This window comes from Pseudomonas sp. CFSAN084952 (assembly GCF_009648855.1).
Lineage (GTDB): Bacteria > Pseudomonadota > Gammaproteobacteria > Pseudomonadales > Pseudomonadaceae > Aquipseudomonas > Aquipseudomonas paracarnis.
In genome coordinates, this window is the sequence record NZ_CP045767.1 from 5,613,155 (window position 1) to 5,639,453 (window position 26,299).

The 26,299-nt window shown below is 61.3% G+C and carries 14 protein-coding genes; all 14 read left to right on the forward strand.

Annotation, left to right across the window (positions count from 1 at the left end; all coding sequences use genetic code 11):
- Window positions 1-329 precede the first annotated feature (329 nt).
- A complete protein-coding gene (locus tag GH769_RS25550; RefSeq protein ID WP_003187465.1) occupies window positions 330-749 on the forward strand; it encodes a MarR family winged helix-turn-helix transcriptional regulator in 420 nt (139 codons plus the stop codon).
- The gene (locus GH769_RS25555) at window positions 746-2,824 is read left to right on the forward strand and encodes an FUSC family protein (RefSeq protein WP_032902117.1); all 2,079 of its coding nucleotides are present in this window, start codon (window positions 746-748) and stop codon (window positions 2,822-2,824) included. The genes GH769_RS25550 and GH769_RS25555 overlap by 4 nt, the downstream gene beginning before the upstream one ends.
- On the forward strand, window positions 2,821-3,030 hold the full coding sequence (locus GH769_RS25560) for a DUF1656 domain-containing protein (RefSeq protein ID WP_003187469.1): 210 nt from the start codon (window positions 2,821-2,823) through the stop codon (window positions 3,028-3,030). Before GH769_RS25555 ends, GH769_RS25560 begins: the two co-directional genes overlap by 4 nt.
- Window positions 3,027-3,917, forward strand: coding sequence for an HlyD family secretion protein (locus GH769_RS25565; RefSeq protein ID WP_032902118.1), 891 nt, complete (start codon window positions 3,027-3,029; stop codon window positions 3,915-3,917). Before GH769_RS25560 ends, GH769_RS25565 begins: the two co-directional genes overlap by 4 nt.
- Entirely contained in the window at window positions 3,914-5,356 is a 1,443-nt protein-coding gene (locus GH769_RS25570; RefSeq protein WP_014716387.1) for an efflux transporter outer membrane subunit, read from the forward strand. Before GH769_RS25565 ends, GH769_RS25570 begins: the two co-directional genes overlap by 4 nt.
- A gap of 81 nt (window positions 5,357-5,437) precedes the next feature.
- Window positions 5,438-6,070 carry a hypothetical protein gene (locus GH769_RS25575; protein ID WP_019819550.1) on the forward strand — a complete coding sequence of 211 codons (633 nt, stop codon included), beginning with the start codon at window positions 5,438-5,440 and terminating at the stop codon, window positions 6,068-6,070.
- A 147-nt stretch (window positions 6,071-6,217) separates the two neighbouring features.
- Window positions 6,218-7,714 carry a YdgA family protein gene (locus tag GH769_RS25580; RefSeq protein WP_020302878.1) on the forward strand — a complete coding sequence of 499 codons (1,497 nt, stop codon included), beginning with the start codon at window positions 6,218-6,220 and terminating at the stop codon, window positions 7,712-7,714.
- Window positions 7,715-8,051: 337 nt separating this feature from the next.
- The gene (pgaA, locus tag GH769_RS25585; protein WP_032902119.1) at window positions 8,052-10,532 is read left to right on the forward strand and encodes a poly-beta-1,6 N-acetyl-D-glucosamine export porin PgaA; all 2,481 of its coding nucleotides are present in this window, start codon (window positions 8,052-8,054) and stop codon (window positions 10,530-10,532) included.
- 12 nt (window positions 10,533-10,544) lie between these two features.
- On the forward strand, window positions 10,545-12,542 hold the full coding sequence (pgaB, locus tag GH769_RS25590; protein WP_032902120.1) for a poly-beta-1,6-N-acetyl-D-glucosamine N-deacetylase PgaB: 1,998 nt from the start codon (window positions 10,545-10,547) through the stop codon (window positions 12,540-12,542).
- Window positions 12,543-12,544: 2 nt separating this feature from the next.
- A complete protein-coding gene (pgaC, locus tag GH769_RS25595) occupies window positions 12,545-13,885 on the forward strand; it encodes a poly-beta-1,6-N-acetyl-D-glucosamine synthase (RefSeq protein WP_014716391.1) in 1,341 nt (446 codons plus the stop codon).
- Window positions 13,886-13,887: 2 nt separating this feature from the next.
- A complete protein-coding gene (gene pgaD / locus GH769_RS25600; protein ID WP_003187480.1) occupies window positions 13,888-14,364 on the forward strand; it encodes a poly-beta-1,6-N-acetyl-D-glucosamine biosynthesis protein PgaD in 477 nt (158 codons plus the stop codon).
- Between the two features lie 492 nt (window positions 14,365-14,856).
- Window positions 14,857-16,578 carry a ShlB/FhaC/HecB family hemolysin secretion/activation protein gene (locus tag GH769_RS25605; protein WP_032902121.1) on the forward strand — a complete coding sequence of 574 codons (1,722 nt, stop codon included), beginning with the start codon at window positions 14,857-14,859 and terminating at the stop codon, window positions 16,576-16,578.
- Window positions 16,579-16,608: 30 nt separating this feature from the next.
- Window positions 16,609-25,650, forward strand: a complete 9,042-nt coding sequence (locus GH769_RS25610) for a filamentous hemagglutinin N-terminal domain-containing protein (protein ID WP_032902124.1) — start codon at window positions 16,609-16,611, stop codon at window positions 25,648-25,650.
- Window positions 25,650-26,273: a hypothetical protein gene (locus tag GH769_RS25615; RefSeq protein ID WP_014716394.1), complete on the forward strand. Its 624-nt coding sequence runs from the start codon at window positions 25,650-25,652 to the stop codon at window positions 26,271-26,273. Before GH769_RS25610 ends, GH769_RS25615 begins: the two co-directional genes overlap by 1 nt.
- Window positions 26,274-26,299: the final 26 nt, after the last annotated feature.

Here is a 26,299-nt window from a genome sequence, read left to right on the forward strand (position 1 = left end):
GATGAGTGGGTGCGACTAATTCCGCGTGGAAGACTACGTCGTCTGGGCGGGCAGGCTGAGCAGCAAGCATGAAGCCGACGCTGACCTAATGTGGGAGCGGGCTTGCCCGCGAAGGCGGCGTGTCAGTCACTGAATATTCAACTGAACCACCGCTTTCGCAGGCAAGCCAGCTCCCACATTTTGTTTGTTGCATGGCGAACGCGCATCCCACCACTCATCTGCGAAATTGTTTCAAAACTTGACGGCAAACCCTTCCTCCACCATATTGATAGTTAGCAAACTAACTGTATGCGAACTATCCAGTGCCTCAATCCCTCGAACAACTCCAGATGAGCCTCAGCAGCAGCATGGTGGTGGGCGCCCGTAATTGGCGCAAAATCTGCCAGACCACGCTGGTGAGCTATGGCATCTCCGAAGCCTGCGCCGTGCCGTTGTTGATGATCGGCCGCTTGGGCGACGGGGTACACCAGGTCAAAGTAGCCCAGGCTTCCGGTATGGAAAGCCCATCACTGGTGCGCCTGCTCGACCGGCTGTGCGGTGACGGCTACGTCTGCCGCACCGAAGACATCCACGACCGCCGCGCCAAAGCCCTGAGCCTTACCGAGCGTGGCCGTGAGTTGGTGCAGGCGGTGGAAGCGCAACTGGTGCGCCTGCGCAAAGACGTGTTGGCAGATATCGCCCCTGACGATCTGCAAGCCGCACTGCGCGTACTGCGCGCCTTCGAAGCGGCTGAGGCTGTGTCGTCTTGAACGGATTTTTTACCGGCTTCCCGCCTGCCCGCGATTGGTTCTACGGGGTGCGTACCTTCGCCGCGTCGATGATCGCGCTGTACATCGCCATGCTCATGCAAATGCCGCGTCCGTACTGGGCGATGGCCACGGTGTATATCGTCTCCAGCCCGTTTGTCGGCCCAACCAGTTCCAAAGCCCTGTACCGCGCCATCGGCACCCTGATGGGTGCGGCGGCGGCGGTGCTGTTTGTGCCGATGTTCGTGCAGTCACCCTACATTCTGGTGGTGGTGATTGCGCTGTGGACGGGCACCTTGCTGTTCTTGTCCATGCACCTGCGCACCGCGAATAACTATGCCCTGATGCTGGCCGGCTACACCTTGCCGCTGATTGCCCTGCCGGTGGTGGATAACCCTTTGGCGGTCTGGGATGTGGCGGAGGCGCGTACCGAAGAAATCTTCCTCGGCATTGCGGTCGCGGCGGTGGTGGGCGCGATGTTCTGGCCCCGGCGCCTAATGCCGGTGTTCGATGGCTCGGTGGCCAAGTGGTTCAGCGACGCCCAGGTCTACAGCCAGCGCTTTCTCAGCCGCAAGGTCGACCCCGAAGAAGTCAGCAACCTGCGCGGCGGCATGGTCGCCACTTTCAATACCCTCGAATTGATGATCGGCCAACTGCCCCACGAAGGCGCGCGCCCGCAGACAGTACGCAACACCAAGGAACTGCGCGGGCGCATGATTCACCTGCTGCCAGTGATCGACGCTCTGGATGATGCGGTGTACGCCATCGAGCACCGTGCGCCGGAGTTTCTCGACCAGCTCACGCCGTTATTGGAAGCGGCCAACGCCTGGCTGCAAAGCACTACCGAACAAGCGCCCCTGGAACGCTGGCGCGTATTGCGTGACAAGATCGACGCCGCCCAACCCCAAGGCGAAGCGCTGGATGACCGTCACACCTTGCTGTTCTCCAACGCCCTGTACCGCCTGGGCGAATGGGTCGATTTGTGGCAAGACTGCCGCAGCCTGCAAGCCGCCATCCAATGTGAAAGTCAGGACACCTGGCGCGCCGTTTACCGGCACTGGCGCCTGGGCCGGCTCACGCCGTTCCTCGACCGTGGGCTGATGTTCTACTCGGCGTTTTCCACCGTCACCGCAATCATCGTCGCCTCGGTATTGTGGATTCTGTTGGGCTGGACCGACGGCGGCAGCGCCGTGATCCTTGCCGCTGTGGCGTGCAGCTTTTTCGCCTCGATGGACGACCCTGCACCGCAGATCTATCGGTTCTTTTTCTGGACCGCCATGTCGGTGCTGTTCGCCAGCCTGTATCTGTTTCTGGTGCTGCCCAACCTGCATGATTTCCCCATGCTGGTGCTGGCCTTCGCCGTGCCGTTTATTTGCATCGGTACCCTCACGGTGCAGCCACGGTTTTACCTGGGCATGTTGCTGACGCTGGTGAACACCTCATCGTTCATCAGCATCCAGGGCGCTTATGACGCGGACTTTCTCAACTTCGCCAACGTCAACCTGGCCGGGCCCGTGGGTCTGCTGTTCGCGTTCGTTTGGACCTTGATCGCCCGACCCTTCGGCGCCGAACTGGCGGCCAAGCGCCTCACCCGTTTCAGCTGGCGCGACATCGTCAGCCTCACCGAGCCCGCCACCCTGGCCGAGCACCGGCACATGGCCGTACAAATGCTCGACCGCCTGATGCAACACCTGCCGCGCCTGGCGCTCACCGGCCAGGACACTGGCATCGCCCTGCGCGACTTGCGCGTGGCTTTGAACCTGCTCGATCTGCTGGCCTACTCGCCGCGCATCCTCGGTGTGCCACGGGTGTTGCTCAACCAGGTGGTGGAAGGCGTGGGCGGTTACTTCAAGGCCTGCCTGAAGGCGGGTGAACGCTTGCCCGCGCCCAGCGGTCTGCTGATGACCCTGGACCGCACGCGTCGCGCCCTCAACGGCCAGGGCCTGCAAGACGAAGACGACACCCGCCTGCACCTGCTGCACGCCTTGGCCGGCCTGCGCCTGGCGCTGTTGCCCGGGGTGGAGTTCATTGGCGGTACAGAAATGGAAGCGCCGTTACCTGATGGAGCGCCTTTATGATCGGTGACCTGGATATCAGCGGGGTATTCCTGCCCACGCTGCTGGTGCTGATGGGCATTACTTATGTGTTGTTTCTGGTGGTGCACGGGCTGTTGACGCGCATGCACTTCTATCGCCTGGTCTGGCACCGGGCATTGTTCAATGTGGGGCTCTACGCGCTGTTGCTGGGCGCGGTGGACTCACTCAGTCGATATTTGATGACATGAAAAAACCTTTTTTGACTATCGGCCGTGTCGTCCTGACGTTGTTGATCGTGAGTTTCGCGGTCGTCGTTGTGTGGCGCATGGTCATGTACTACATGTTTGCGCCCTGGACCCGTGACGGCCACATCCGTGCCGACATCGTGCAGATCGCCCCGGACGTGTCCGGGCTGATCCAGCGCGTGGACGTGCGCGACAACCAGTTGGTGACCAAGGGCCAGGTGCTCTTCGCCGTCGACCAGGACCGCTTCAAGCTGGCCCTGCGCCAAGCCCAGGCCGCCGTGGCCGACCGCCAGGAAACCCTGGCCCAGGCCCAGCGCGAGTACAAGCGTAACCGGGGCCTTGGCAACCTGGTGCCCAGCGAGCAACTGGAAGAGAGCCAGTCCCGCGTCGCCCGCGCCCAATCGGCCCTGGCCGAAGCCCAAGTGACAGTCGACTCCGCCCAACTCAACCTCGACCGCTCGGTGATTCGCAGCCCCGTGGACGGCTACGTCAACGACCGCGCACCGCGTACCCAGGAGTTCGTCACCGCCGGGCGCCCGGTGCTATCGGTGGTGGACAGCAATTCCTTCCACATCGACGGCTATTTCGAAGAGACCAAGCTCGACGGCATTCACGTAGGCATGGGTGTGGATATCCGTGTGATCGGCGACAACGCGCGCCTGCATGGCCACGTGCAGAGTATCGTCGCCGGTATCGAAGACCGCGACCGCAGCAGCGGCTCCAATCTGTTGCCCAACGTTAACCCGGCGTTCAGTTGGGTGCGCCTGGCCCAGCGGATCCCCGTGCGCATTGCCTTCGATGACGTGCCGGCGGACTTTCGCATGATCGCCGGGCGCACGGCGACGGTGTCGATCATTGACGACAAAGTTGAAGACGGGGGCAAACCATGAAGCGGCTTCTGGCAACCGCTTCCCTGGGGTTGTTGCTGTCGGCCTGCCAAGTAGTAGGCCCGGATTACAAACTGCCGGAGCAGGCTGCGGTCAACCGTGGCGACCTTCAAGGGCCGATCATGGGCGAAGGCAAAAATGTAGTCTCGGCGCCAGTGCCAGCGGATTGGTGGAAGCTGTACAAAGACCCGCGCCTGGACGAACTGGTGCGCCAGGCCATGGCCTCCAACACCGACCTGCGCGTGGCCGCCGCCAATCTGCAGCGCTCGCGTTATCAGGTGCAGCAGGCCGAATCCGCTGGCGGCTGGAGTGCCGGCGTCAAGGCCGAGGCCCAGCGTTTGCAGGAGTCTGGAGAGGCCTTCTTGCTGCCGGACAAAGTCCCGGTGGGCAATATCGGTAGCGTCGGGATTACCACGTCCTATCAATTCGACCTGTTCGGCACCTTGCAGCGTGGCATCGAAAGCGCCCAGGCCAGCGCCGACGCCACCCAGGCTGCGGCGGATATCGCCCGCATCACCCTGGTGGCCGATGTGGTGCGCTCCTATACCCAGGTGTGCGCGGCCAACGAAGAGCTGGCGATTGCCAACGAGTCCCTCGACCTGCAAGCCCAGAGCACCAAACTGACCCAGCGCCTGCGGGATGCCGGGCGCGGCGACGAAACCCAGGTGACTCGCTCGCAAACCCAATACAAATCCCTGCGCGCCGACATACCGCGCTATGAAGCCTCGCGTCAGGCGGCGCTGTTCCGGCTGTCGATGTTGCTGGCCAAACCGGTCGACCAACTGCCAGCCGGCACGGGCACCTGCGCTGAGCTGCCGCATATTGCTCAATTGCTGCCGGTAGGCGATGGCGCCACGCTGCTCAAGCGCCGCCCTGATGTGCGCCAGGCCGAACGCCAGCTGGCCGCCGCCACCGCACGCATCGGCGTGGCGACCGGCGCGTTGTACCCGGACATCAGCATCGGCGCCACGGTAGGCACCGTGGGCCTGCTGGAAAACCTCGGCACGCCTGCCACTAATCGCTGGGGCTTTGGCCCAATGATCAGCTGGACTGTACCGACCAACGGCGCCCGCGCCCGCGTGCATGAAGCCGAAGCCGCGACCCAGGGAGCCCTGGCCCACTTCGACGGCGTGGTGCTCAACGCCATCCGCGAAACCCAGACCGGCCTGGCCCAATACACCGCCGTGTTGCAACGCCGCGACGCCCTGGCCGACGCCGAACAGTCGGCCCGAGAAGCGGCGGGCCAGACCCACCGCTTCTTTCAGGCCGGCCGCGAATCCTTCCTGGCCGACCTGCAAGCCACGCGCACCTACACCGATATGCGTGCGCAATTGGCGGCGGCCAACACCCAGGTTGCCATGAGCCAGATCGACCTGTTCCTGGCCCTGGGCGGCGGTTGGGAAAGCGGACGAACGCAAGGGCAAAAACCCGGCAAACCGTGAGGTGATTGCTATGCTTTCTTGGGTGAGGCCCGCTGGCGCCTCACCCGACAAAGCTCGCGTTTGCTCATGGGGATTCCAAGAATGAAAAACCCTTATGCTCCCGCTTTCTGGTGCGTGCTCTTCGCACTGGTTTTGTTATCGGCCGCGTATTTTTACGGCGTCATGCTCGCCCATCAACTCGACAAGGCGATGGTGTTCCTCGACAGCGCCTGCCTGGTGATCGGCACTTTGTCCATCGGCGTGGTGGCCTGGGCGTCGTATCAAAACCAGCGGGTGAAGAAAAAACTCCTCGAGCAGGGCAAGACCCGCGTGGCGATCTGGGACACCAAGGTCGCCCTGCGCCGCGTCGAAACCGTGTTCGACCGCTATTTCTGGGGCAGTTACTGGCAGCCGGGGCGCACGTTCCAGGAAGTCATGGGCGACCTCACCGGCACGCCGCTGGAAAAAAGCCTCGAAGTCCTGAAAAAACAATGCGTGCTGCTGGACCGACAGGTTGCCGACGGTAGGCATTGGCTGGATAACGCGCGGGAATTGTCCGACGTGGCCACGCAAATGGCCCGCGAGCGCTACCAGCTGGATTTTTGCGACCCCAAGGCCGACACCCCCGGCAACGCCGTGATACACCGCGAGTTCGAGGTGTTGGTGTACACCTGGACCGCGCGCTTGAAGAGTTTTGATCACCAACTGGATGAAGTCGAACAAGAGTACTCCTGAACTCCTGCTGAACTGATCCCTCTGAAAGGCTGGGCCGTTTACGCCCGCCAGTGCTAATCTTCCCCCGTTTTCGGCGGGCTTGAGCCAATCCCCTCAGGGGTTCAAGGAAGACAGCCCACTTCTCACAGGATTTGATCAGGTCACTTCATGAATAAGCCAGCCGTTGTTTTCTTGGGTTTTGTTGTCGCCGTCGGCGCCGTCAGTGCGGGCGGTGCCTGGTACACCGGTAAACAACTGGAGCCGGTCCTGCAAACCGCTATCCAGAGCGCCAATAAAGAACTGCAGACCTCCATGGCCGGCGTCGATGGTAGCGTGACCCTGGAGCTGGTGTCCCTGGACCGTGGCGTGTTCAGCAGCACCGCGCACTATCGCCTCAAGGGCCAAGGCAGCGTGTTCGGCGAAGACAACCCGAACCCCGAATTGCTGTTCGTCGACCATATCGAACACGGCCCGCTGCCGTTCTCGCGCCTGGTGACCCTCAAGTGGTTGCCGGTCATGGCCACCAGTCACTACGAACTGGAAAAGAACCCCACCACCGAAAAATGGTTCGCCGCCAGCAAAGACGTGTCGCCGCTCAAAGGCGTGGCGAATATCGGCTACAGCCGTTCGGTCAGCGGCAACATCGAATTGCTGCCGCTGGAGTTCAAGGATGACACCTCCTCGGTGAGCTTCTCCGGCGCCAACCTGGAATTCGACAGCAGCGCCGAAGGCCAGAAGGTCAAGGCTGATGGGTTCATGAACAGCCTCAAGGTCGCGGCGATCGATGCCAATGGCGCACCGTTCGAAGCGGAACTGGCTGGCCTGACCGTCGCCAGCAACCTTGAAAAGTCCACCTTTGGCTTCTACACCGGCCAGAACACTGTGGAGCTGACCGACACCAAGGTCACCTTCGGTCCGCAGAAAGCCGTGCTGACCCTCAAGGGCTTCGAGCAGAAAGATTCCACCCAAGCCAAGGACAACAACCTGGCCGGTCGCGTCGACTACAAAATCGACGAGATCGGTTACCAGGGCAAGCCGGTCGGCTCGGCGGCCATGGCTGTGAGCATGAAGAACGTCGACATCCCGGCGATGCTGGTGCTGACCAAGCTCTACCAGGACAAAATGCAACCGGTGCAAGCCGCTGCCGCTGCCGGCCAACCGGTACCGGAACTGCAATTGACCGAAGCCGAGCAGGCCCTGGCCGAAGCCAACGTCAACCAGGTATTGGCTGCCAAGCCGCAACTGGCGGTGGAAAACCTGTCGCTGAAAACCACCCACGGCGAAAGCAAGTTCAACCTGGTGGTCGACCTGGCCAAGCCAACGTCGATGGAGCTGCCGCCGGTTGAGCTGGGCAAGCAGATGATTGCGCTGCTCGATGCCAACCTGACCCTGTCCAAGCCGATGATCAGCGACGTGGCCGCCCTGCAAGCCCAGGTCGGCGGCGTGACTGACCCCAAAGCCATCGAGCAGCAATCGCAGATGGCGGCCGAGATGGTCAGCGGCATGGCCGTCGGCACCCAAATGGCAACCCTGGTGGGCACCGATGTGGTTTCCAAGCTGCACTACGCCAATAACGAAGTGACTTTCAACGGCCAGAAAATGACCGTTGAGCAGTTCCTCAGCTTTGTGATGTCCAAGGCCGGTGCGGTCAGCGGCGCCCAGTAAGCGCTGAAAATGCAGTAAAAAATGTGGGAGCTGGCTTGTATGGGAGCTGGCTTGCCTGCGATAGCATCGCCCCGGTCTGGCTGAACGACCGCGGTGCCTGCATCGCGGGCAAGCCCGGCTCCCACACAAACCCGGCTCCCACATTCGTTTTGTGTGAGGGCAAAAAATCGCGCTCGCACAATTCTGAACAATTGTTCTGAATTGCACTTCCCCCTACTTCGCTAAGAGATAGTTCCTACAGGAAAGCTAGGTCGGGTCCCGAGACGCCGACACCCTGATGCGTTTCGCTCAGGATCACCTATCGTTAAGGCTTTCCGTGTGTAAGGAAGCTCACGATATGCTGCGAAACCACCCCTACAGTGCCTCCGGCCGGTTGCGTCTGCTTATCGGGGCCGCCCTGTGCAGCCAGTTGCTGGTTCCAGGCCTTGCGTTTGCCGACCCAGCCTACGACGCCCTGATCATCCAGGCCCGCAACGGCCACTTCACGCCGGCGCTGACCCAACTGCGCCAACTCTCCGCCGAACGCCAGACCCCAGGCCAGGTCAGCGACCACCTGGTGATCGCCGGCTGGGCCGGGCAAGACGCAGAAGTGCTTAAGGTGTACGAGGCGCAAGGCAAGCATCGCAACCTCACCACCCAGGCACTCGCCACGGTGGCGCGCACTTATCGCAATCAAAAGCAGTGGGCTCAGGCCGAAGCGGTCTATCGCCAGGCGCTGCTGCGTGAACCCAATAACGTCGACCTGCAACTGGGCCAGGCCCTCACCCAGGCCGATGGCGGCAAAGCCAACGAGGCGGTGCAACGCCTGCGCACGCTGGTGGCGGCCCAACCCAATGACCCCAACCGCCGCATGGCCCTGGGGTATGCGCTGACACGTGCCGGCCTGAACTACGACGCGCTGTTCGAATTCGACCAAGCCTTTATCCGCGCCGGTGACAAGCCCGAAGTGGCCCGTGAATACATCGTTGCCCTGCAAAAGGCTCGGCTGCCGGAGCCAGCACTGCGCCTCTCGGCCAAGCGCCCGGGGTTGGTGGACGCCGTCACCCAGCGCCGCCTCGAAGGCGACCTTGCCGCCGAGCGTGTGCGCATGGCCGAGTTCGCCACGCGTACAGAAAAAGAACGCTACGTCATCGCAGACCGTGCCCTGCAGGACTACGACAAACTGATCAGCCGCTGGGCTCCCGACGCCACAGCCAAGGACGATGTCATCCGCTGGCGCATCGACCGCCTGGGTGCGCTCAAGGCGCGAGCACGGCATGCCGAGGTGATCCGCGATTACCAGACCCTCACCAGCGAAGGCGTGCAACTGCCCACCTACGCCTTGCGTTGGGTCGCCGGCTCTTACCTGGAACAGCGCCAGCCGGAAAAGGCCGAGCCGTTGTACCGCCAGGTACTCACCGCCCCTGACACAGACGCCAGCTATCGGGTCGATGACAGCACGGCGCTGTTCTACGCCTTGTTGGAAAGCGACAAGGTCGAAGAGGCCCGCCAGGTCGCCAACAACCTGGCCAAGGAGCAAAACCCCCGCGTTGAGCTCAAGGGCTTGCCCATTGGCAACCCCAATGACAACTGGATGGACGCCCAACAATTATCCGCCCAGGCCGGTACCTATGGCGGTGACCTGCCTGGCAGCGAGGCCAGCCTGGAAGCGCTGGTGGCCAAGGCACCGGGCAACGTGGGTCTGCGCCTGGCCCAGGCCGACATGTACCGTGCCCGCGACTGGCCGCGCCGCGCCGAAGGCACGCTCAAGGAAACCGAAACCCAGGCCCCCCGCGACATCGGCCTGGAAGTCTCCCAAGCCTATACCGCCATGGACTTGCAAGAGTGGCGGCAGATGGACACGCTCACCGACGACGTGCTCGCCCGCAACCCGGACAACCGTCAGGTGCAGCGCCTGAGCCGCCTGCGCGATGTGCACGACATGGCCGAGCTGCGTGTCGAAGCCTACACCGGCAAAAGCTACGGTGGCGGCAATAACAACGACGCCGGTGCCGTCTCCGGCAGCCGAGACTGGGGCATTGAAAGCGTGATCTACACGCCGCCCATCGACGAAGACTGGCGCCTGTTCGCTGGTGCCGGCTATGCCACCGCCGACTTCCAGGAAGGCACTGGCCAACATCGCTGGCAGCGCGTGGGCGTGGAGCGTCGCACCCGTGACATGACCATCGAAGCCGAAGTGTCCAACCATTCCTATGGCGACGGTTCCAAGCAAGGCGCCAGCGTGTCGATTGCCCGCGACATCAACGACCACTGGCAATACGGCGGCAGCCTCGGCTATTTGCTCAGCACCACGCCGTTGCGGGCCCTGAATGACGGCGTCACAGCCAACGGCGGCAGCGGTTTTATCCGCTGGCGCGCCAACGAAAGCCGCGAGTGGAAACTGACCCTCAGCCCGTCCCATTTCAGCGACGGCAACGACCGCTTCGAAGCCTTGCTCACCGGCCGCGAAGGCCTATACAGCTCGCCCCATGTGCAAGTGGACCTGGGCCTGGAAGTGGGCGCCAGTCGCAACAGCAAGGAAGACACCGTGTACTTCAACCCGAAGTCGGACTTCACGGTGTTGCCCATGATCAACGTCAATCACGTGCTCTATCACCGCTACGAAACCCAGTGGAGTCAGCAGTTCCAAATCGGCGCGGGTACCTACAGCCAGCGTGACTACTCCACCGGCGGTATCGGCCTGATTGGCTACGGCCAACGCTATCGCTGGAACGACGTACTGGAAATGGGCGCCAACCTCAGCCTGATCAGCCGACCTTATGACGGTGATCGCGAACGCGATCTGCGCCTGCTCGTCGACCTCACTTACCGTTTCTAAAAGAGCCTGACCATGACCGTCCTCAGCCGTTGCTTGTTGGTCCTGGGTGTAATGCTGGCCGCCGCCTGCGCCCAACAACCCGCGCCCTACACTCCACCCGCCGAACGGCCGATAGCGCCCAACGAAGCGCCGTGGCCGAAGAACCACTTCCTGGGCATTGCCTATCACGACGTAGAGGATCGCGACCCCGATCAAGCCGTGGTGGCGGTGCGCACCGAGCGTTTGATCGAGCAGCTGGCGTGGCTGCGGGAGAATGGCTACCAGGCGGTCAGCGTCGATCAGATCCTGGCGGCCCGGCGCGGCGGCCCGGCATTGCCACCCAAGGCGGTGATGCTCAGCTTCGATGACGGTTATTCCAGCTTCTACACCCGCGTGATGCCGATTCTGCGTGCCTACCACTGGCCTGCATTGCTGGCACCGGTGGGGTCCTGGATCGACACGCCGTTGAACCAACCGGTGGATTTTGCCGGTACGCCACGACCACGGGGAGAGTTCCTGACGTGGCAGCAGATTCGTGAAGTGTCCCAGTCTGGCCTGGTGGAAATCGCCGCTCACACCGACGCCAATCACAAGGGCATCCTGGCCAACCCCCAGGGCAACCTGGAACCGGCCGCCACCACGCGAAGTTTTGATCCCAAGACCAACGGCTACGAAAGCGAAGCGCAGTTCCAGGCGCGTATGCGGGCTGACGTCGCCGCGATTTCGAACAAAATCCGTACCGTCACCGGCAAGGCACCGCGTGTGTGGGTGTGGCCGTATGGGGCTGCCGATGGCACCTCGTTGGCGGTAGTCGGCGAGCACGGCTACGAGATGGCGCTGACCCTGGAAGACGGGCTCGACGACCTCGGTAACCTGATGAACAGCCCACGCTTTCTGGTGGCCTCCGACCCGGACGGCGAGCATTTTGCCAACAGCATGGTGGCCGTGCAGACCAAAGCGCCGATGCGCGTGCTGCACGTAGACCTGGACAACGTGTACGACCCCGACCCGGCCCAACAGGCGCGCAACCTCGACGTGCTGGTTCAGCGCGTGGTGGACATGGGCGCCGGCACCGTCTTCCTGCAAGCCTTTGCCGACCCCAAGGGCGACGGCCTGGTGCATTCGCTGTACTTCCCCAACCGCCACCTGCCGATGCGTGCCGACCTGTTCAACCGGGTCGCCTGGCAGTTGCACACCCGCGCCCATGCCAGTGTGTACGCGTGGATGCCGGTGCTGAGTTTTGCCCTCGACCCCAAGCTGCCGCGTGTCACCCGCTGGGACCCGAAAACCGGCCAGGTCGGCCCCGACCCGGATCAATACAAACGCCTGTCGCCATTTGATCCCAAGGTGCGGCAGGTCATCGGTGAGATCTACCAAGACCTGGCGCGTGTAGGGCCGATTGACGGCATCCTCTACCACGATGATGCGGTGTTCAACGACTTCGAAGACGCCAGCCCGGCCGCGCTCAAGGCCTACGCCGCCCAAGGCTTGCCGAGCAGCATCGCCGCCCTGCGTGCCGACCCGGCCGTGATGCAGCGCTGGACCCGTTTCAAAAGCCGCTACCTGATCGACTTCACCCATGAGCTCACCGCCAAGGTTCGCGCCATCCGTGGGCCGCAGGTACTCACCGCGCGCAATATCTTCGCCGAGCCGATGCTCAACCCCGGCAGCGAAACCTGGTTCGCGCAGAACCTCGATGACTTCCTCCAGGCCTACGACTGGACCGCGCCGATGGCCATGCCGTTGATGGAAGGCCAGGAAGTGAAAACCTCCAACGCCTGGCTGGAAAAACTCATCGCCACGGTCAAGACGCGCCCCGGCGCGATGCAAAAAACCATCTTCGAATTGCAAGCCAAAGACTGGCGCACCCAAGCCGCACCGGATATCAGCGCTGAGCAATTGGCAGAGTGGATGGGTGTACTCAAACGCCAGGGCGTCACCAGTTTCGGCTACTACCCGGACAACTTCCTGGAAAACTCCCCGGACTTGAAGACCATCCGTCCGGCCCTCTCCAACCAATGGAACCCTTGATCATGGTTGACAGAATCCTGGCTCTATTCGTGTTGGCACTGGTACTGGGCTTGCCCCTGGGCCTGATCTTTCTGGTGACCGGGCAGTTCCTGATGGACTTCGTGTTCTTCTACCCGCTGTTCATGTCGGCGCTGTGGATCGCCGGTGGCCTGTATTTCTGGCTGCACTGGGAACGCCACTGGCCGTGGGAAGAAGACACGCCGGCGCCGACCCTGGCCGGCGAGCCGCTGATCTCGATCATCATCCCTTGCTACAACGAGGGCGATAACGTCGCCGACACCATTGATGCGGCCCTCGGCCAGGTGTACCCGAACATCGAAGTGATCGCGGTCAACGATGGCTCCAGCGACAACACCGCCGCAGTACTCGATGCCCTTGCGTTGCAACACCCGCGCCTGCGCGTGCTGCACCTGGCGCAGAACCAGGGCAAAGCCGTGGCCCTGCGCATGGGCGCCGTGGCCGCCCGCAGCGAATACCTGGTGTGCATCGACGGCGATGCCTTGCTCGACAAAAACGCGGCCGCCTACATGGTCGCGCCGATGCTCGACAACCCGCGCCTGGGCGCCGTCACCGGCAACCCGCGCATTCGTACCCGCTCGACCCTGATCGGCCGAGTGCAGGTCGGCGAGTTCTCCTCGATCATCGGTTTGATCAAGCGTACCCAGCGGGTATTCGGCCGGATCTTCACGGTCTCTGGTGTGGTGGTGGCGTTCCGCAAGAAAGCCCTGGACCGCATCGACTACTGGAGCACCGACATGATCACCGAGGACATCGATGTCAGTTGGAAGCTGCAACTCGATCACTGGGCGATCTTCTACGAGCCGCGCGCGCTGTGCTGGATCCTCATGCCCGAAACCGTCGGCGGCCTGTGGAAACAACGCCTGCGCTGGGCCCAGGGCGGCGCCGAAGTGCTGTTCAAGAACATCCGTGGCATCTGGCAATGGCGCCACCGCTACCTGTGGCCGCTGTTGTTCGAATACTGCCTGTCCACCGGCTGGGCCTTCACCTTCCTGCTGTCGGTGATCTTCTGGGCCGTGGGTAAATTCGTCACGCTGCCGGCGGCGATCACCGTGAGCTCGTTGGTGCCGCCCGCGTTCACCGGGCTGGTGCTGGCGATGGTGTGCCTGCTGCAGTTTGCGGTGAGCATCCTGATCGACCGGCGCTACGAAAAAGACCTGTGGAAAACCCTGTTCTGGACCGTGTGGTACCCGATGGTGTTCTGGCTGGTCAGCCTGCTCACCACGCTGGTCAGCTTTCCCAAGGTGTTGTTCAACCAGCATCAGAAACGCGCACGCTGGGTCAGCCCGGACCGCGGTATCAAACCTGCACAAGAGGAGGCGTGATCATGAAACTGGTCAGAACTCGCCAAAACACACTGATGTGGATCGTCGATGTGCTGCTGACCCTGCTGGCCTGGGGTGGGTTGATCTGGTTGCTGGCGCGAGGCATCAGCGCCATGCTTGAAACCCATGGCGGCCCGCGCATCGAGGCGCCTATCTTTGCGGCGCTCAACACCTTGCAGGTTTACCTGTGGATCGCGCTGTTCAATGCGGTGATCCTGATCAGTTGGGCACGTTATCAGCAGCATCGCGGGCGCAAATTCGCCCAGCGCCGCGCCGAGGCCAATGCGCTGAGCGACCAGCACCTGAGTGAAAGTTTCAACTTGGGCGATGGCGACCTCGAACAACTGCGCCGCCCCGGCGTGCTGGTGATCCACAACGACGAAGAAGGCGGCGTCGAAGAAGTGAAATCCCATGTCTCCCGCGACGTCGAACGCCCCGGCCTGACCCTGGTACCCGACAAAGACAAGGGCATTGGCTAGACCTAAGCGAACGCAATGCCCAAAGCAATGAAGACCCGATGTGGGAGCTGGCTTGCCTGCGAAAGCGATAGTGCAGTAACAGTTGCAGTGACTGACACACCGCCTTCGCGAGCAAGCCCGCTCCTACAGGTAGTATTTCCACCCATGGCTTGCAGTGGTTCACTCCTCTTGTTGGAATTCCGATAAATGGGATCCAATTCACAAAACCCCCGCGAACTTTTCCCCCTTCTCCGGTACTAACCTAACTCGACGAACATCTGATGGCTAAATAATGGCAGTCGGAAAGTCATTCGTCGAATCGCCATCAAAACAGTTGCCGCTTGTCGGAATAATCACCGTAAGTGCCCGACTTAAACCCTTTTGATGAAAAATTATTATTAATAATCAACAGGTTAGAAAGCTAATCAGTCGAGCGGCCCAACTTCGCCCGTTTCTAGGCGAGCTGGAAGTTCGATGTTAGTTTCGCGGCCCTTGATTTTCGATGGATCGAACATGTCTTCGTTATTGCCATGGACCCGGTTATTGCTCTGCACCTTCCTGCTCAGTTGCATGGGCCTGAACAGTGCATCCGCCGCCCCCACGCCTGGCGATCAGGATTTGATCCGCGACCGGCAGAACCGCTTGCTTGAAGAGCAACAGCGGCGCCTCCAGGAACTCCAGGACCTGCCCGGCAAAGCGGACAAGCCCCAAGCCCCGGCAACCCCGGCCGACACCCGTTGCTTCCCGATCAAAACCATCGAACTCAAAGGCGCCGACAGCCTGCCGGCGCCCGACCGCGAGCGCTTGCTCAAGCCCTACATCGGCCAGTGCCTGGGCGTGTCCCAGCTCAACGAGCTGCTCAAGGTCATCACCGACTACTACTTGGGCAAAGGCCGCGTTACCAGCCGTGCCTACCTGCCACAGCAAGACCTCTCCACCGGCCATCTGCAAGTGCTGGTGGTGGAGGGCAAGCTCGAAGCCCTGCGCAGCGCCGATGGCAGCACAGTGACCGACCGCGAACTGGCCATGGCCTTTCCCGGCAAAGTCGGCGAAGCGCTGAACCTGCGTGAAATCGAGCAACTGGTAGACCAGCTCAACCGCCTGCCGTCCAAACAAGCGCAGATGGAACTCACCCCCGGCAAGCAAATCGGCGGCAGCGATGTGGTGGTCAAGAACACTGCGCAAAAGCCCTGGCGCGCCAGCCTGTCGCGCAACAACGACGGGCAGAAAAGCACTGGCGAACAGCAATGGGGCGCTGGCCTTGAGTGGGACAGCCCACTCGGCCTGGGTGACCAACTGATGCTGCGCGGCGGCCACGACGCCATCAGCGACCACCAGAAAACCTCGAAAAACACCATGCTCTACTACAACGTGCCCTGGGGCTGGTGGAACTTCAGCTACACCTACAGCGAAAGCGACTACCGCACCTACGGCGTCACCGACGGCTTCAAATACAAGCAGGACGGCGACAACCAGAACCACCAACTGCGCGCCGAGCGGGTGATCCATCGCGACGACGTCAGCAAGACCTCGGTCAACGTCGGCCTGGCGCACCTGCGCACCAACAACTACATCCTCGACGTGCGCACCGCGCCCAGCAGCAACCGCCTCAGCGAACTGCAACTGGGCGTCAACCACGGTCGGCGCATCGGCAGTGCCTTCGTCAACCTGGACCTTGGCATGCAAAGCGGCATCGGCCTGCTCGACGCCCAGTCTCAAGACGAGCGTGACCCGCTCGGTCGGCGCCAGCCCAATTCGCGCTACCGCAAATACACCGCGACCGTCAGCTACCTGCAACCGTTCAGCCTGTGGGGCGAGTCGTTCAGCTTCAGCAGTTTGGCCACCGGCCAACGCAGCGAAGACCCGCTGTTTTCGCCGCAGCGCATGAGCCTTGGCGGCTCGGCCTCGGTGCGCGGTTTCAAGGACCAGTTGCTGACCGGCGACAGCGGCGGCTACTGGCGCAACGAAGTGCGCTGGGCGCGCCCGGTGACCCTCGACTGGATGCGCCCGGCCTTCGCCGAGTACGGCGCCAGTGTCGGCTACGACCAAGGCGTGATCCGCAACGACCGCTACAACGACAACGTTCATGGCCGGGTGTCCAGCAACTCCCTGGAGCTGTTCGCCCGTGGCAAACACGTCAGCACCAGCGTGACCTTTGCCCATTCGTTAGAAAGACCCGGTGTGGTGACCGAGCGCGAAGCGCCGATCTACTTCCGCATGGATTTTTTCCTGTAATTCAACGCCCCGCTGCATGAGAGCCTGACAATGGATGTTCGCCAATTCGCCTTCCTGGCCCGCCAACCTTCTGCCGCCCTGAAGCGCAGGGACGCGTTCTTCGGCCTGCCCAAGCGCGGGCTGGCGTTGATCCTTGCCAACGCACTGTTCTGGCAGCCGCTGCTGGCCCAGGCTGAGGGCATCGTGGTCAGTGCGCCGGGCACCACCGTGGGCGCGGCGGGCAATGGCGTGCCGGTGGTCAACATCGCCACCCCCAATGGCGCGGGCTTGTCCCATAACCAGTTCAAGGACTACAACGTCGGCCCCAACGGCGTGATCCTCAACAATGGCAACGGCGCCATGGTCAACACCCAGCTGGGCGGGATCATTGTCGGCAACCCCAACCTCAAGGGCGGCGCGGCGAACGTCATCCTCAACGAAGTCAACGGCGGCAGCCCCAGCCAGTTGCGCGGCTACACCGAAGTGGCGGGGCAGTCGGCCAAGGTCATCGTCGCCAACCCGTACGGCGTGACGTGCAGCGGTTGCGGCTTTATCAACACCCCCAACGTCACCCTCACCACCGGCAAACCGGTGCTCGACGCCAGCGGCCAATTGCAGCGCTATGAAGTGGATGGCGGCGCCGTGACCATCGACGGCCAGGGCTTGAACGCCAGCAATGTCGAACGCTTCGATATCATCACCCGCTCGGCCAAGATCAACGCACAAATCAACGCCCGCGAACTCAACGTGATCGCCGGGCGCAACGACGTCGATGCGCAAAGCCTGAAAACCACCGCCCGTGCCGATGACGGCAGCGCCAAACCCGAGTTGGCAATCGACTCCTCGGCCCTGGGCGGCATGTATGCCGGCGCGATCAAACTGGTGGGCACCGAGGCCGGTGTGGGCGTGAAGCTCGACGGCACCCTGGCGGCCAGTGGTGGCGATATTCAGCTCGACGCCAACGGGCGCCTGAGCATGGCGCAAACGGTGGCCACCGGTAACGTCAAAGTCACCGCGCAAAACGTCGACCTCACCGACAAGGTCTACGCCAACGGCAACGTGCAGGTCACCAGCGCCCAGGCCCTGGTCAACCGCAAGAGCATCGCCGCCGGCCAGCGCATCGAGATCAACGCGGCCAGCGTGAACAACCCCGGCATCATCGAAGCCGGCGTCGCCGCTGATAACAGCCGCAACACCACCGGCGATCTGGTGGTGAACGCGCAAACCGTCACCACCAGCGGCAACCTGTTGGCCAGCCGTGCACTGGCGATCACCGCCGCGCAAGCGCTGACCAACCAGGGCGCGATCATCCAGGCCAAGACCGTCGAGGTCAGCAGCGCCAAACTCACCAATCAGGGCGCCAGCGCACGTCTGTTTGGCGAACAAACCCTGGCGATCAACTCGCCGGCCATCGTCAACCTTGGCGGCCTGATCCGCTTCGGCGAAGGCCAGGCCGCCACGCTCAACAGCGCCTCCCTGGACAACCGCCAAGGCCGTATCGAAATGGCCGGTGGCAGCCTGGTGCTCACCAGTGCCGACCTGAACAACAGCGGCGGGCAAGTCATCGCCAACGACCTGACCGTCAACGCCGGCAACCTGAACAACCAGAACGGCGTGTTGGTGGCCAAAACCGCGACCGTCACTGCCAGCAACCTCGACAACAGCCTCAAGGGCTTGATCCAGGCCGACGGTGGCGCGCTCAACCTCGCCGTTTCCAACACCTTCAACAACAATCAGGGTTTTACCCAGGCCAACACCGATCTGAACGTAACTGCCGGCACCCTCAGCAGCAACGCAGGCGGCGTACTGAGCGCCGACACCGGCAAGCTCACCCTCACCGCCGCGCAACAGCTCAACAACGCCCAGGGCCGCTTGCAGGCCGGGCAGGGCGATATCGAACTGCACGCCGCGAACCTGGATAACCAGAGCGGCACGATCGTCGGCAAGCAACTGCTGCTCGACGTGGCCGGCGGCGACATCGACAACCGCGCCGGGCGCGTGTTGGGTGACCACCTCGACGTGCGCGCCTCGGGCCTCGACAACCGCAACGCCGGCCTGCTGGCCGGTGGTGCCCAGGGCGTAAGCCTGCTGCTCAAAGGCCCGGGCCAGTTGCTCAACGCCCAGGGCCGCATCCAGAGCGAGGGCCTGCTGCAACTGCAAGGCGAGCGCTTGGACAACAGCGCCGGCATCCTGCTGGGCCAGACCGTCGACGTCACCGCGCAGACCTTCACCAACAGCAACAAAGGCGCGCTGGTCAGCGACGGCGGCGACGTGGTGCTCAAGGTCAGCGACCTGCTCGCCAACGTCGGCGGCCAGATCGACGCGGGCGAACGCAGCGTGCTGGTCAAGCAGCTCACCACCCTCAACAACGACGGCGGCACCCTGCGCGGCAAGCGCCTGGACATCGCCGCCCAGCACCTGAGCAACGACAACGGCCAACTGCTGGCCGGCGCCGAAGGCCTGAGCTACAGCGGCCAGGATGTGAGCAACCGCAAGGGTCTGATCCTCAGCGGCGGCGCGCTCACCGAACTGAACACCACCCGCCTGGATAACCAGGGCGGCACCGTGCAGGGCGACAGCCTGAGCGTCACCGCCAACAGCGTCGACAACGCCAGCGGCGGCCTGATGGCCAGCCTGGTCGGCAACCTGCAACTGACCGTAGAGGCCCTGGCCAACCGTGGCGGCAAGCTGTTCGGCAAAGAACAAGTGACCGTCAGCGGCGCCAGCCTCGACAACAGCGCGGGCGGCCAGGTCAGCGGCAATCAGATCAACCTGACCTCACGCAACACGCTCACCAACCAGGGCGGCCTGATCGAAGCCAACCAGGGCCTGGCCCTCACCGGCGGCAACCTGGATAACAGCGTCAGCGGGCAACTGCGTGCATTGGGCGGCGCCAGCAGCAAACTCAACCTCAGCGGCGCGCTGAACAACCAGAACGGCACCCTCGAATTCGGCAGCCAGGCCTTCAGCCTTGACGCCGCCAGCCTCAACAACCAGAACGGCATGTTGCAACACGCCGGCACCGGCCTGTTCCACCTCAACACCGCCAGCCTCGCAGGCAGCCAGGGCAATATCCAGGGCATGGGCAGCGCCGACTGGGCATTCGGTAAAGTCGACGGCCTGGGCCGTGTGCAACTCAACGACGTGCTCACCTACAAGAGCGACCAAGGGCTGGCCCTCAAGGCCGGTGACCGCTTGGCCAGCGCCAAGGGCTTGATCCTCAACGTGGCCAGCCTGGATAACGGCGGCGAACTGCTCAGCGACGGCGACATCAGCATCACCACCGGCGATATCACCAACAGCGGCCGCGTCTCGGCCCTGCAAACACTCACCGTCGCCGCCAACAACCTCAGCCAGAACGGCGGCCGCCTGGCGGCCACCAATGCGCGCCTGACCCTGGGCGGCACCCTGGACAACCTCGGTTTCCTCACCGCCCGCCAGCAACTGGACATCGCCGCCGCGCAAATCAACAACCGTGGCACCCTCGGTGCCCAGGGTGCAGTGAACCTCACCGCAGTCAACGGCATCACCAATGCCGCCAACACGCTGCTGTTCAGCGGCGGCGACATGACCTTGCGCAGCAATGGCTTCAGCAACAGCTATGGCGATGTCTACAGCAAAGGCAACCTGAGCTTCGCCGCCCGCGATGGCGGGCGTGCCGTGCTGTTCAGCAACCGCTCCGGCACCGTGGAAAGCGAAGGCTCGATCGGCATCAATGCGGGCTTTATCGAAAACGCCAAAGATGAATTCGAACTCGGGCAAACGCTGACCACCGGCAGCTTGAGTTGGATCTGTGGCCAGCACTGCGGCGAGAGCGACAACTGGGAACGTGGCGAGATCACCATCTACGAAACGTACCTTGAGGCGGCGACCAAGGACTCGGTAGCGGCGCGCCTGGTGGCGGGCAAAAACATGCTGCTGCAAGGCGACACTGTGCAGAACCGCTACAGCCTGATGGCCGCCAATGGCGACTTGAGCATCACCGCCGGTGACCTGCTCAACCAGGGCGCTGCCACGCGCACGGGCCAGCGCAAGCTTGTCATCGGCACGCCAGGTCACGTCTCCGACGATTTGTTTGAACGCATGCAATATGTCGACGTGCCCGCGTTCAATGCGGCCACGGCGGCCGGGAATTTCGATAAGGCGCGCTTCGAAGAACTCAAAAGCCGCTCACCCAATAGCCTACCGTTCGCCTACGCAAGTGACGTCACCACCTGGACCAACAACAGCGGCCCCGGCTACGACGCCACCCTGCAAGCGGGCGGCACGGTCAACCTCAACGTCGCCCGCACCCTGCAAAACGGCACGCTGCACAACAACACCCTGGCCCAGTTGACCGGCACCCTCGGCGACGATCAGACCGGCATCCCCGTCGGCGGCATCAACATCAACCTGAGCAAACACGCCAACGACCCGAGCGCCCAGGCGCCTGGCAGCGTATTGCCCGTGGTAGGCGTTGCCCCTGGTGGCGGCTTCGTGCCTGTGGACTACACCGGCACCGCGTTTGCCCCGGTCGATCCCACCACCTCGCCCACCTTCCAACTGCCCAAGGGCGAGTACGGTCTGTTCGTCAAAAACGCCGACCCTACCAGCCACTACCTGATCGAGACCAACCCCGAATTCACCTCGGTGTCGGGCTTCTTCAGCTCCGACTACATGCTCGGCAAACTCGGTTTCACTGCCGACAATGCCTGGCGCCGCCTCGGAGACGGCCAGTACGAAACCCGCCTGATCCGCGACGCCGTGCTCGCCCAAACCGGCCAACGCTTCCTCGCCGGCGGCCTGTACAGCGACGCCGACCAGTTCCGCTACCTGATGGACAACGGCCTTGCCAGCAAAGACGCCCTGCGCCTGAGCCTGGGCGTGGCCCTCACCGACCAGCAAGTCGGCGCCCTGACCCACGACATCGTGTGGATGGAAAACCGCGTCATCGACGGCCAGACCGTCCTCGTACCGGTGCTGTACCTGGCCCAGGCCGACTCGCGCAACGTGCGCGGCAACAGCCTCATCCAGGGCCGCGACCTCAACCTGGTCACCGGCGGCGACCTGATCAACGTCGGCACCTTGCGCGCCAGCAACAACCTCTCCGCCATCAGCAGCGGCAGCATCTACACCGGCGGCCTGGTCGAAGCCGGCAACAACCTCAACCTGCTCGCCCAGGACAGCATCCGCAACGCCATGGCCGGCGAAATCCGCGGCAAACAAGTCAGCCTCACGGCCCTCAAAGGCGACATCACCAACGAAACCACCGCCATCCAGGTACGTGACGGCGCCGGCATGCGCACCCTCACCGACACCAGCGCCGGCACCATCGTCGCCCGCGAAAACCTCGCCATCGACGCCGGCCGCGACCTCACCAACCGAGGCGCACTGGTAGCGGGCAACGACGCTAACTTAACCGCCGGCCGCGACCTCAACCTCATCGCCGCCAGCGACACCAGCGTCAAACACGAGACCCGCAACGGCGGCGAGAAATCCAGCATCACCACCGACGTCAAAAACCTCGCCGCCAGCGTCACGGCGGGCGGCAACCTCAACATGCAGGCCGGGCAAGACGTCAACATCATCGGCAGCACCGCCACCGCCGGCAAAGACCTCAACATCGCCGCCGGCCGCGACCTCAACGTCGCCTCGGTCAGCGACATGCACAACGTTGAGGGCAAGGAAAAGGACGGCAAAAAACGCATCAAGACCTCGGACGACCAGACCACTCAAGTGGCGAGCGTGCTGACGGCGGGTGGGGATTTTGTCAGCCAGGCGGGGCGTGACACCACGATCGTGGCGAGCAGGATCAGTGCGGGGAATGAGGCTTATCTGTATAGCGGGGATAAGTTGAGTTTGTTGGCTGCGCAGAACAGCACCTACAGCCTTTACGACATGAAGGAGAAGGGGGGCTGGGGCGCGAAGAAGACCAAGCGTGATGAGGTGACCCACGTTACAAATGTGGGGACTGAGATCAAGACTGGTGGTGATCTGTCGCTGGTCAGTGGCGGTGATCAGCTGTATCAGCGGGCCAAGCTTGAGAGCGGTAAGGACCTGGCCATCACCAGTGGCGGCGCGGTGACCTTCGAGGCGGTCAAAGACCTGCACCAGGAGAGCCACGAGAAGAGCAAGAGTGACCTGGCGTGGACCAGCGCGAAGGGCAAGGGGAATACCGACGAGACGTTGCGCCAAAGTGAGTTGAAGGCACAGGGTGAGTTGGCGATCAAGGCGGTTAACGGGCTGAAGATCGACATTAAACAGATTGATCAGAACACGGTTAGCCAGACGATTGATGTGATGGTCAAAGCAGACCCACAGTTGGCTTGGTTGAAAGAAGCCGAGAAGCGTGGGGATGTGGATTGGCGGCATGTGAAGGAGTTGCACGACTCCTTTAAATACAGCCACTCCAGCCTCGGCCAAGGCGCAATGCTGGCAATTATCATCGTTGTCACCGTGTTGACGGCGGGAGCGGCCAGTGCGCTAGCTGCTTCGGCAGGTAGCGCTGTAGGGGCCGGCTCCACTATGGCTGCCGCGACAGCCGCTACCGCTGCGACGTCGACCACCGCAGCAGTCGCAGGAACTGCAGCAGGGTTGGGCAACGTCATCGCGACTGCCTCGTTGACCTCGCTTGCCAGTACCGGCGTCGTCAGCACCATAAACAATAAAGGCAACTTGGGGGCCGCATTCAAGGAAACCTTCAGCAGCGACAGCTTGAAGCAGTCACTGATCGCGGGCGCTTCTGCGGGCTTTGTGAATTACGCCAGTGGCAATTGGTTTGGCGCGCAGAGCGACCCTGTAACTAACAAGGTAAGTGGACCAAGCGTTGTACCCCATTGGAATGACCCCGCAGCGATTGGCCGTTTTGGAACGATCCAATTGGCTGGCGGTGCCGTGCGCGGAACGCTCTCTGAAGCTCTTGGACAAGGCAGCTTCAAGGATGCAATGAAGGGCAGCCTTTTCGATGTAATGCAGGCGACCGCGTTCACCGGCGTTGGTGATTTTGGTAATGCCTTCAAACTTCAAGACAGCGACCTGAGCAAAACTGCACTGCATGCTGTTGTAGGTGGTTTGCTTTCAGAAGCAATGGGCGGCGACTTTAAAACGGGAGCGATGGCTGCGGGTGCTAACGAAGCCCTTATTGTGGCGTTGGATAAGTCGCCTTTGCTCAGTGGCAATGATCCAGCGGAACACGATCGTCTGGTCAATGCGGCTTCGAAACTGGTGGGATTGCTCGCTGCCGCGAGTGTTGATGGCGATGTCGCCATGGGCTCGGAAATCGCTGGGAATGCACAGTCATACAACCGCAAGTTGCACGTTCAAGAAGAGAAACGACTGGCCCAAGAGGCCAAGAGTTTAGATGCCACCAAAGGTCAAAGCCGATCTGGTTTTGAGTGGGATGCGCTCCTAACGTTTGTTGCCGGAGGCGAGGTCGATCAGAAAACCAACAATGAGCTTCAAGGGATTCTGGCCGGTTACGGTCCTTCTAACCCTGAAGGGCAAGCATTAGGTGACGACCTGACTGTTGCGCGGGGAGTTATCACCAAGCTGCAAAACGAGAAAGTCCTGCTGACCTGGGGAGATGGCAGCCCCATTGTTGCCAACGGGGATCAGGTCGTTGCGTTCAAGTCCACAGAAAAGCAGTACAAGGATTCGCTGCTGTTCAATCCTTCAAGTAACACAACCTACAACAACGAACCTGGTGGCATGGGTGTTGTGCCTGATGCGTGGTCCGAGCAATACGGAGAGCGTACGGCTATCACGAAACTCCCTGAGATCGCCGCGCTCAGTTCTGACGCCGCCTCCCAAGCAGAGCAAATAGACCGGCTACGTGTTTTGGCAAGTGGTGGCATTAATTCAGATATTGATCTCAAGCTGCTTGCTGAGCTTATGCCCATAGGTGGAGTAGGCAAGGGAGCATTGTTAAGCGCAATCAAAGAGTTGGCCGCGCGCGACGCATTAGCGGTTAAAGGTACGGAGGCTATCGCTGGCAAGGCTGCAGAAACTGTTGCCGGAAAGGGCATTGAGTCAGCCGCTGGTAAAGGCTTGGATGCGGCGGCGGGTAAGGGGACTGAACAGTTTGCCAACCAAGCACAGGCCAAATTAGCAGGCTATAGCCCATGCTGTTTTGCAGCCGGGACTATGGTCGCCACCCCTGATGGTGAACGAGCCATTGACGCGCTCAGGGTGGGCGACGTCGTCTGGACTAAACCTGAAGAAGGCGGTGAGCCGTTCGCGTCGAAGGTCTCAGCAACCCACATTCGCACGGATCAACCGATCTATCAGCTGACGCTTGTGAAGAACGGCAGTGCCGGTCAAGGTATCACTGAGACTCTGCAAGTGACGCCGGGTCATCCGTTCTACGTGCCTAAGCGCAAAGGCTTTGTGCCACTTATAGAGCTCAAGCCGGGTGATCAACTGCAGTCGTTGGGGGATGGGGCGACTCAAGAGGCTTCGATCTCCGTTGTATCAATAAAGCTGCTGCAGTCGCAGGGTAAAACGTACAACCTGACGGTGGATATTGGACATACGTTCTATGTTGGCAAGCTAAGTACCTGGGTACATAACATTGGGCCTTGTTATACCTGTAATGCGGGAAGCTGTTCGATTCATGAGGTGCCTTCTGCCGGATCGCCTGTAAGCGAAAGCCACACTGACCGGACGTTTCAAGAGCTTGTGCCTGACGGCAAAGTGCCTAGCGTTCGTAACGGCGCTTTCACACGTTGGTTTGACGACCTGTCGCCAGCAGAGCTAGACGTGCTTTGGGAAAACAGGGCTACCCGAGAGGCAATTGAGGCGAGAATTCGTCAGCCAGGAGGTTTGCATGAGTGGTGTATGGTTTGTCGCGCTCCTGAATTCAAACAATGGGGGGTGCCGATGAGTGAAATTCAGCGTTTCAGAACAAAAACATCCGAATTGACATGGGTCAACCCTATTGATGGGGTACCAGGCGGTCACGGTGGGAATGCTTCAGGTGCTTTCCATAATGAGCTAAAAGCTGTTATTGATAACAGTAAGTCCCTAAACGAATTTAATAAGGGCGTAACGGCATTGCGCGATCGATGGAAAATCGATCCTTCTCTTTTGCCGGAGTTACCAAGAGGAAGAAATTAATGCCTACCCTTTTAAATGACTGGTGCGCTTTTTGTGAGGGAAGAACTTATTTTGATAAGTCGCATTTTTTAGCTCTGTTCAAAGTACATTCTTCTCTAACTGAAATTACTGAAGCGTTAAGCTATTTTCCTCAAGCTGACAGTTTGGTATCGCGCGTGAATGAGGTGATCCAAGCTGGTACGCTTGAAGATAAGTTATATCTATGCCCGACGATTGAATCTAGCGACTTTGAATTGATGCAAAAGGCAAAACTCTGGTTGCAAGCTCAGGCAAGTTTCTGTAAGTCTCTTGGAGACGACGAGTTATACGGGATATGCCAACGTGCAAAACTGTTGTATGGAAGTAAAGATCAATTTAACGATTATGATAAATTAGACGTTCCCAGCAACTGGATACTTGAACTGGTGGGGGATCAGGTCAGGGATTGCAGGTTGCTAAAAACAGAGCAAGAGTACGCACTGTTTGAGGCCCTTTACGGAGTTGCCGCTGATTATTATTTGGCTTGGTATATGGGGCAGCCTTTAATAAATCTGGATTTTGACTTTCGTTCATATTTCGAATTTTGGCGCTTAGGCGGTATTGGGTATCTCAGTGAAGATAAGTTCTTTGTTTGTCGAAAATAAAAGAGTGGGGGAAATGTATTTAGATC

What these genes read in the sequence shown, in the direction of transcription:
- pgaC (WP_014716391.1), top strand. Translation starts at nt 12,545, where the DNA reads ATGGTTGACAGAATCCTGGCTCTATTCGTGTTGGCACTGGTACTGGGC.
- GH769_RS25550 (WP_003187465.1), top strand. Translation starts at nt 330, where the DNA reads ATGAGCCTCAGCAGCAGCATGGTGGTGGGCGCCCGTAATTGGCGCAAA.
- pgaD (WP_003187480.1), top strand. Translation starts at nt 13,888, where the DNA reads ATGAAACTGGTCAGAACTCGCCAAAACACACTGATGTGGATCGTCGAT.
- GH769_RS25575 (WP_019819550.1), top strand. Translation starts at nt 5,438, where the DNA reads ATGAAAAACCCTTATGCTCCCGCTTTCTGGTGCGTGCTCTTCGCACTG.
- GH769_RS25565 (WP_032902118.1), top strand. Translation starts at nt 3,027, where the DNA reads ATGAAAAAACCTTTTTTGACTATCGGCCGTGTCGTCCTGACGTTGTTG.
- GH769_RS25560 (WP_003187469.1), top strand. Translation starts at nt 2,821, where the DNA reads ATGATCGGTGACCTGGATATCAGCGGGGTATTCCTGCCCACGCTGCTG.
- GH769_RS25610 (WP_032902124.1), top strand. Translation starts at nt 16,609, where the DNA reads ATGGATGTTCGCCAATTCGCCTTCCTGGCCCGCCAACCTTCTGCCGCC.
- GH769_RS25570 (WP_014716387.1), top strand. Translation starts at nt 3,914, where the DNA reads ATGAAGCGGCTTCTGGCAACCGCTTCCCTGGGGTTGTTGCTGTCGGCC.
- GH769_RS25615 (WP_014716394.1), top strand. Translation starts at nt 25,650, where the DNA reads ATGCCTACCCTTTTAAATGACTGGTGCGCTTTTTGTGAGGGAAGAACT.
- GH769_RS25580 (WP_020302878.1), top strand. Translation starts at nt 6,218, where the DNA reads ATGAATAAGCCAGCCGTTGTTTTCTTGGGTTTTGTTGTCGCCGTCGGC.
- pgaA (WP_032902119.1), top strand. Translation starts at nt 8,052, where the DNA reads ATGCTGCGAAACCACCCCTACAGTGCCTCCGGCCGGTTGCGTCTGCTT.
- pgaB (WP_032902120.1), top strand. Translation starts at nt 10,545, where the DNA reads ATGACCGTCCTCAGCCGTTGCTTGTTGGTCCTGGGTGTAATGCTGGCC.
- GH769_RS25605 (WP_032902121.1), top strand. Translation starts at nt 14,857, where the DNA reads ATGTCTTCGTTATTGCCATGGACCCGGTTATTGCTCTGCACCTTCCTG.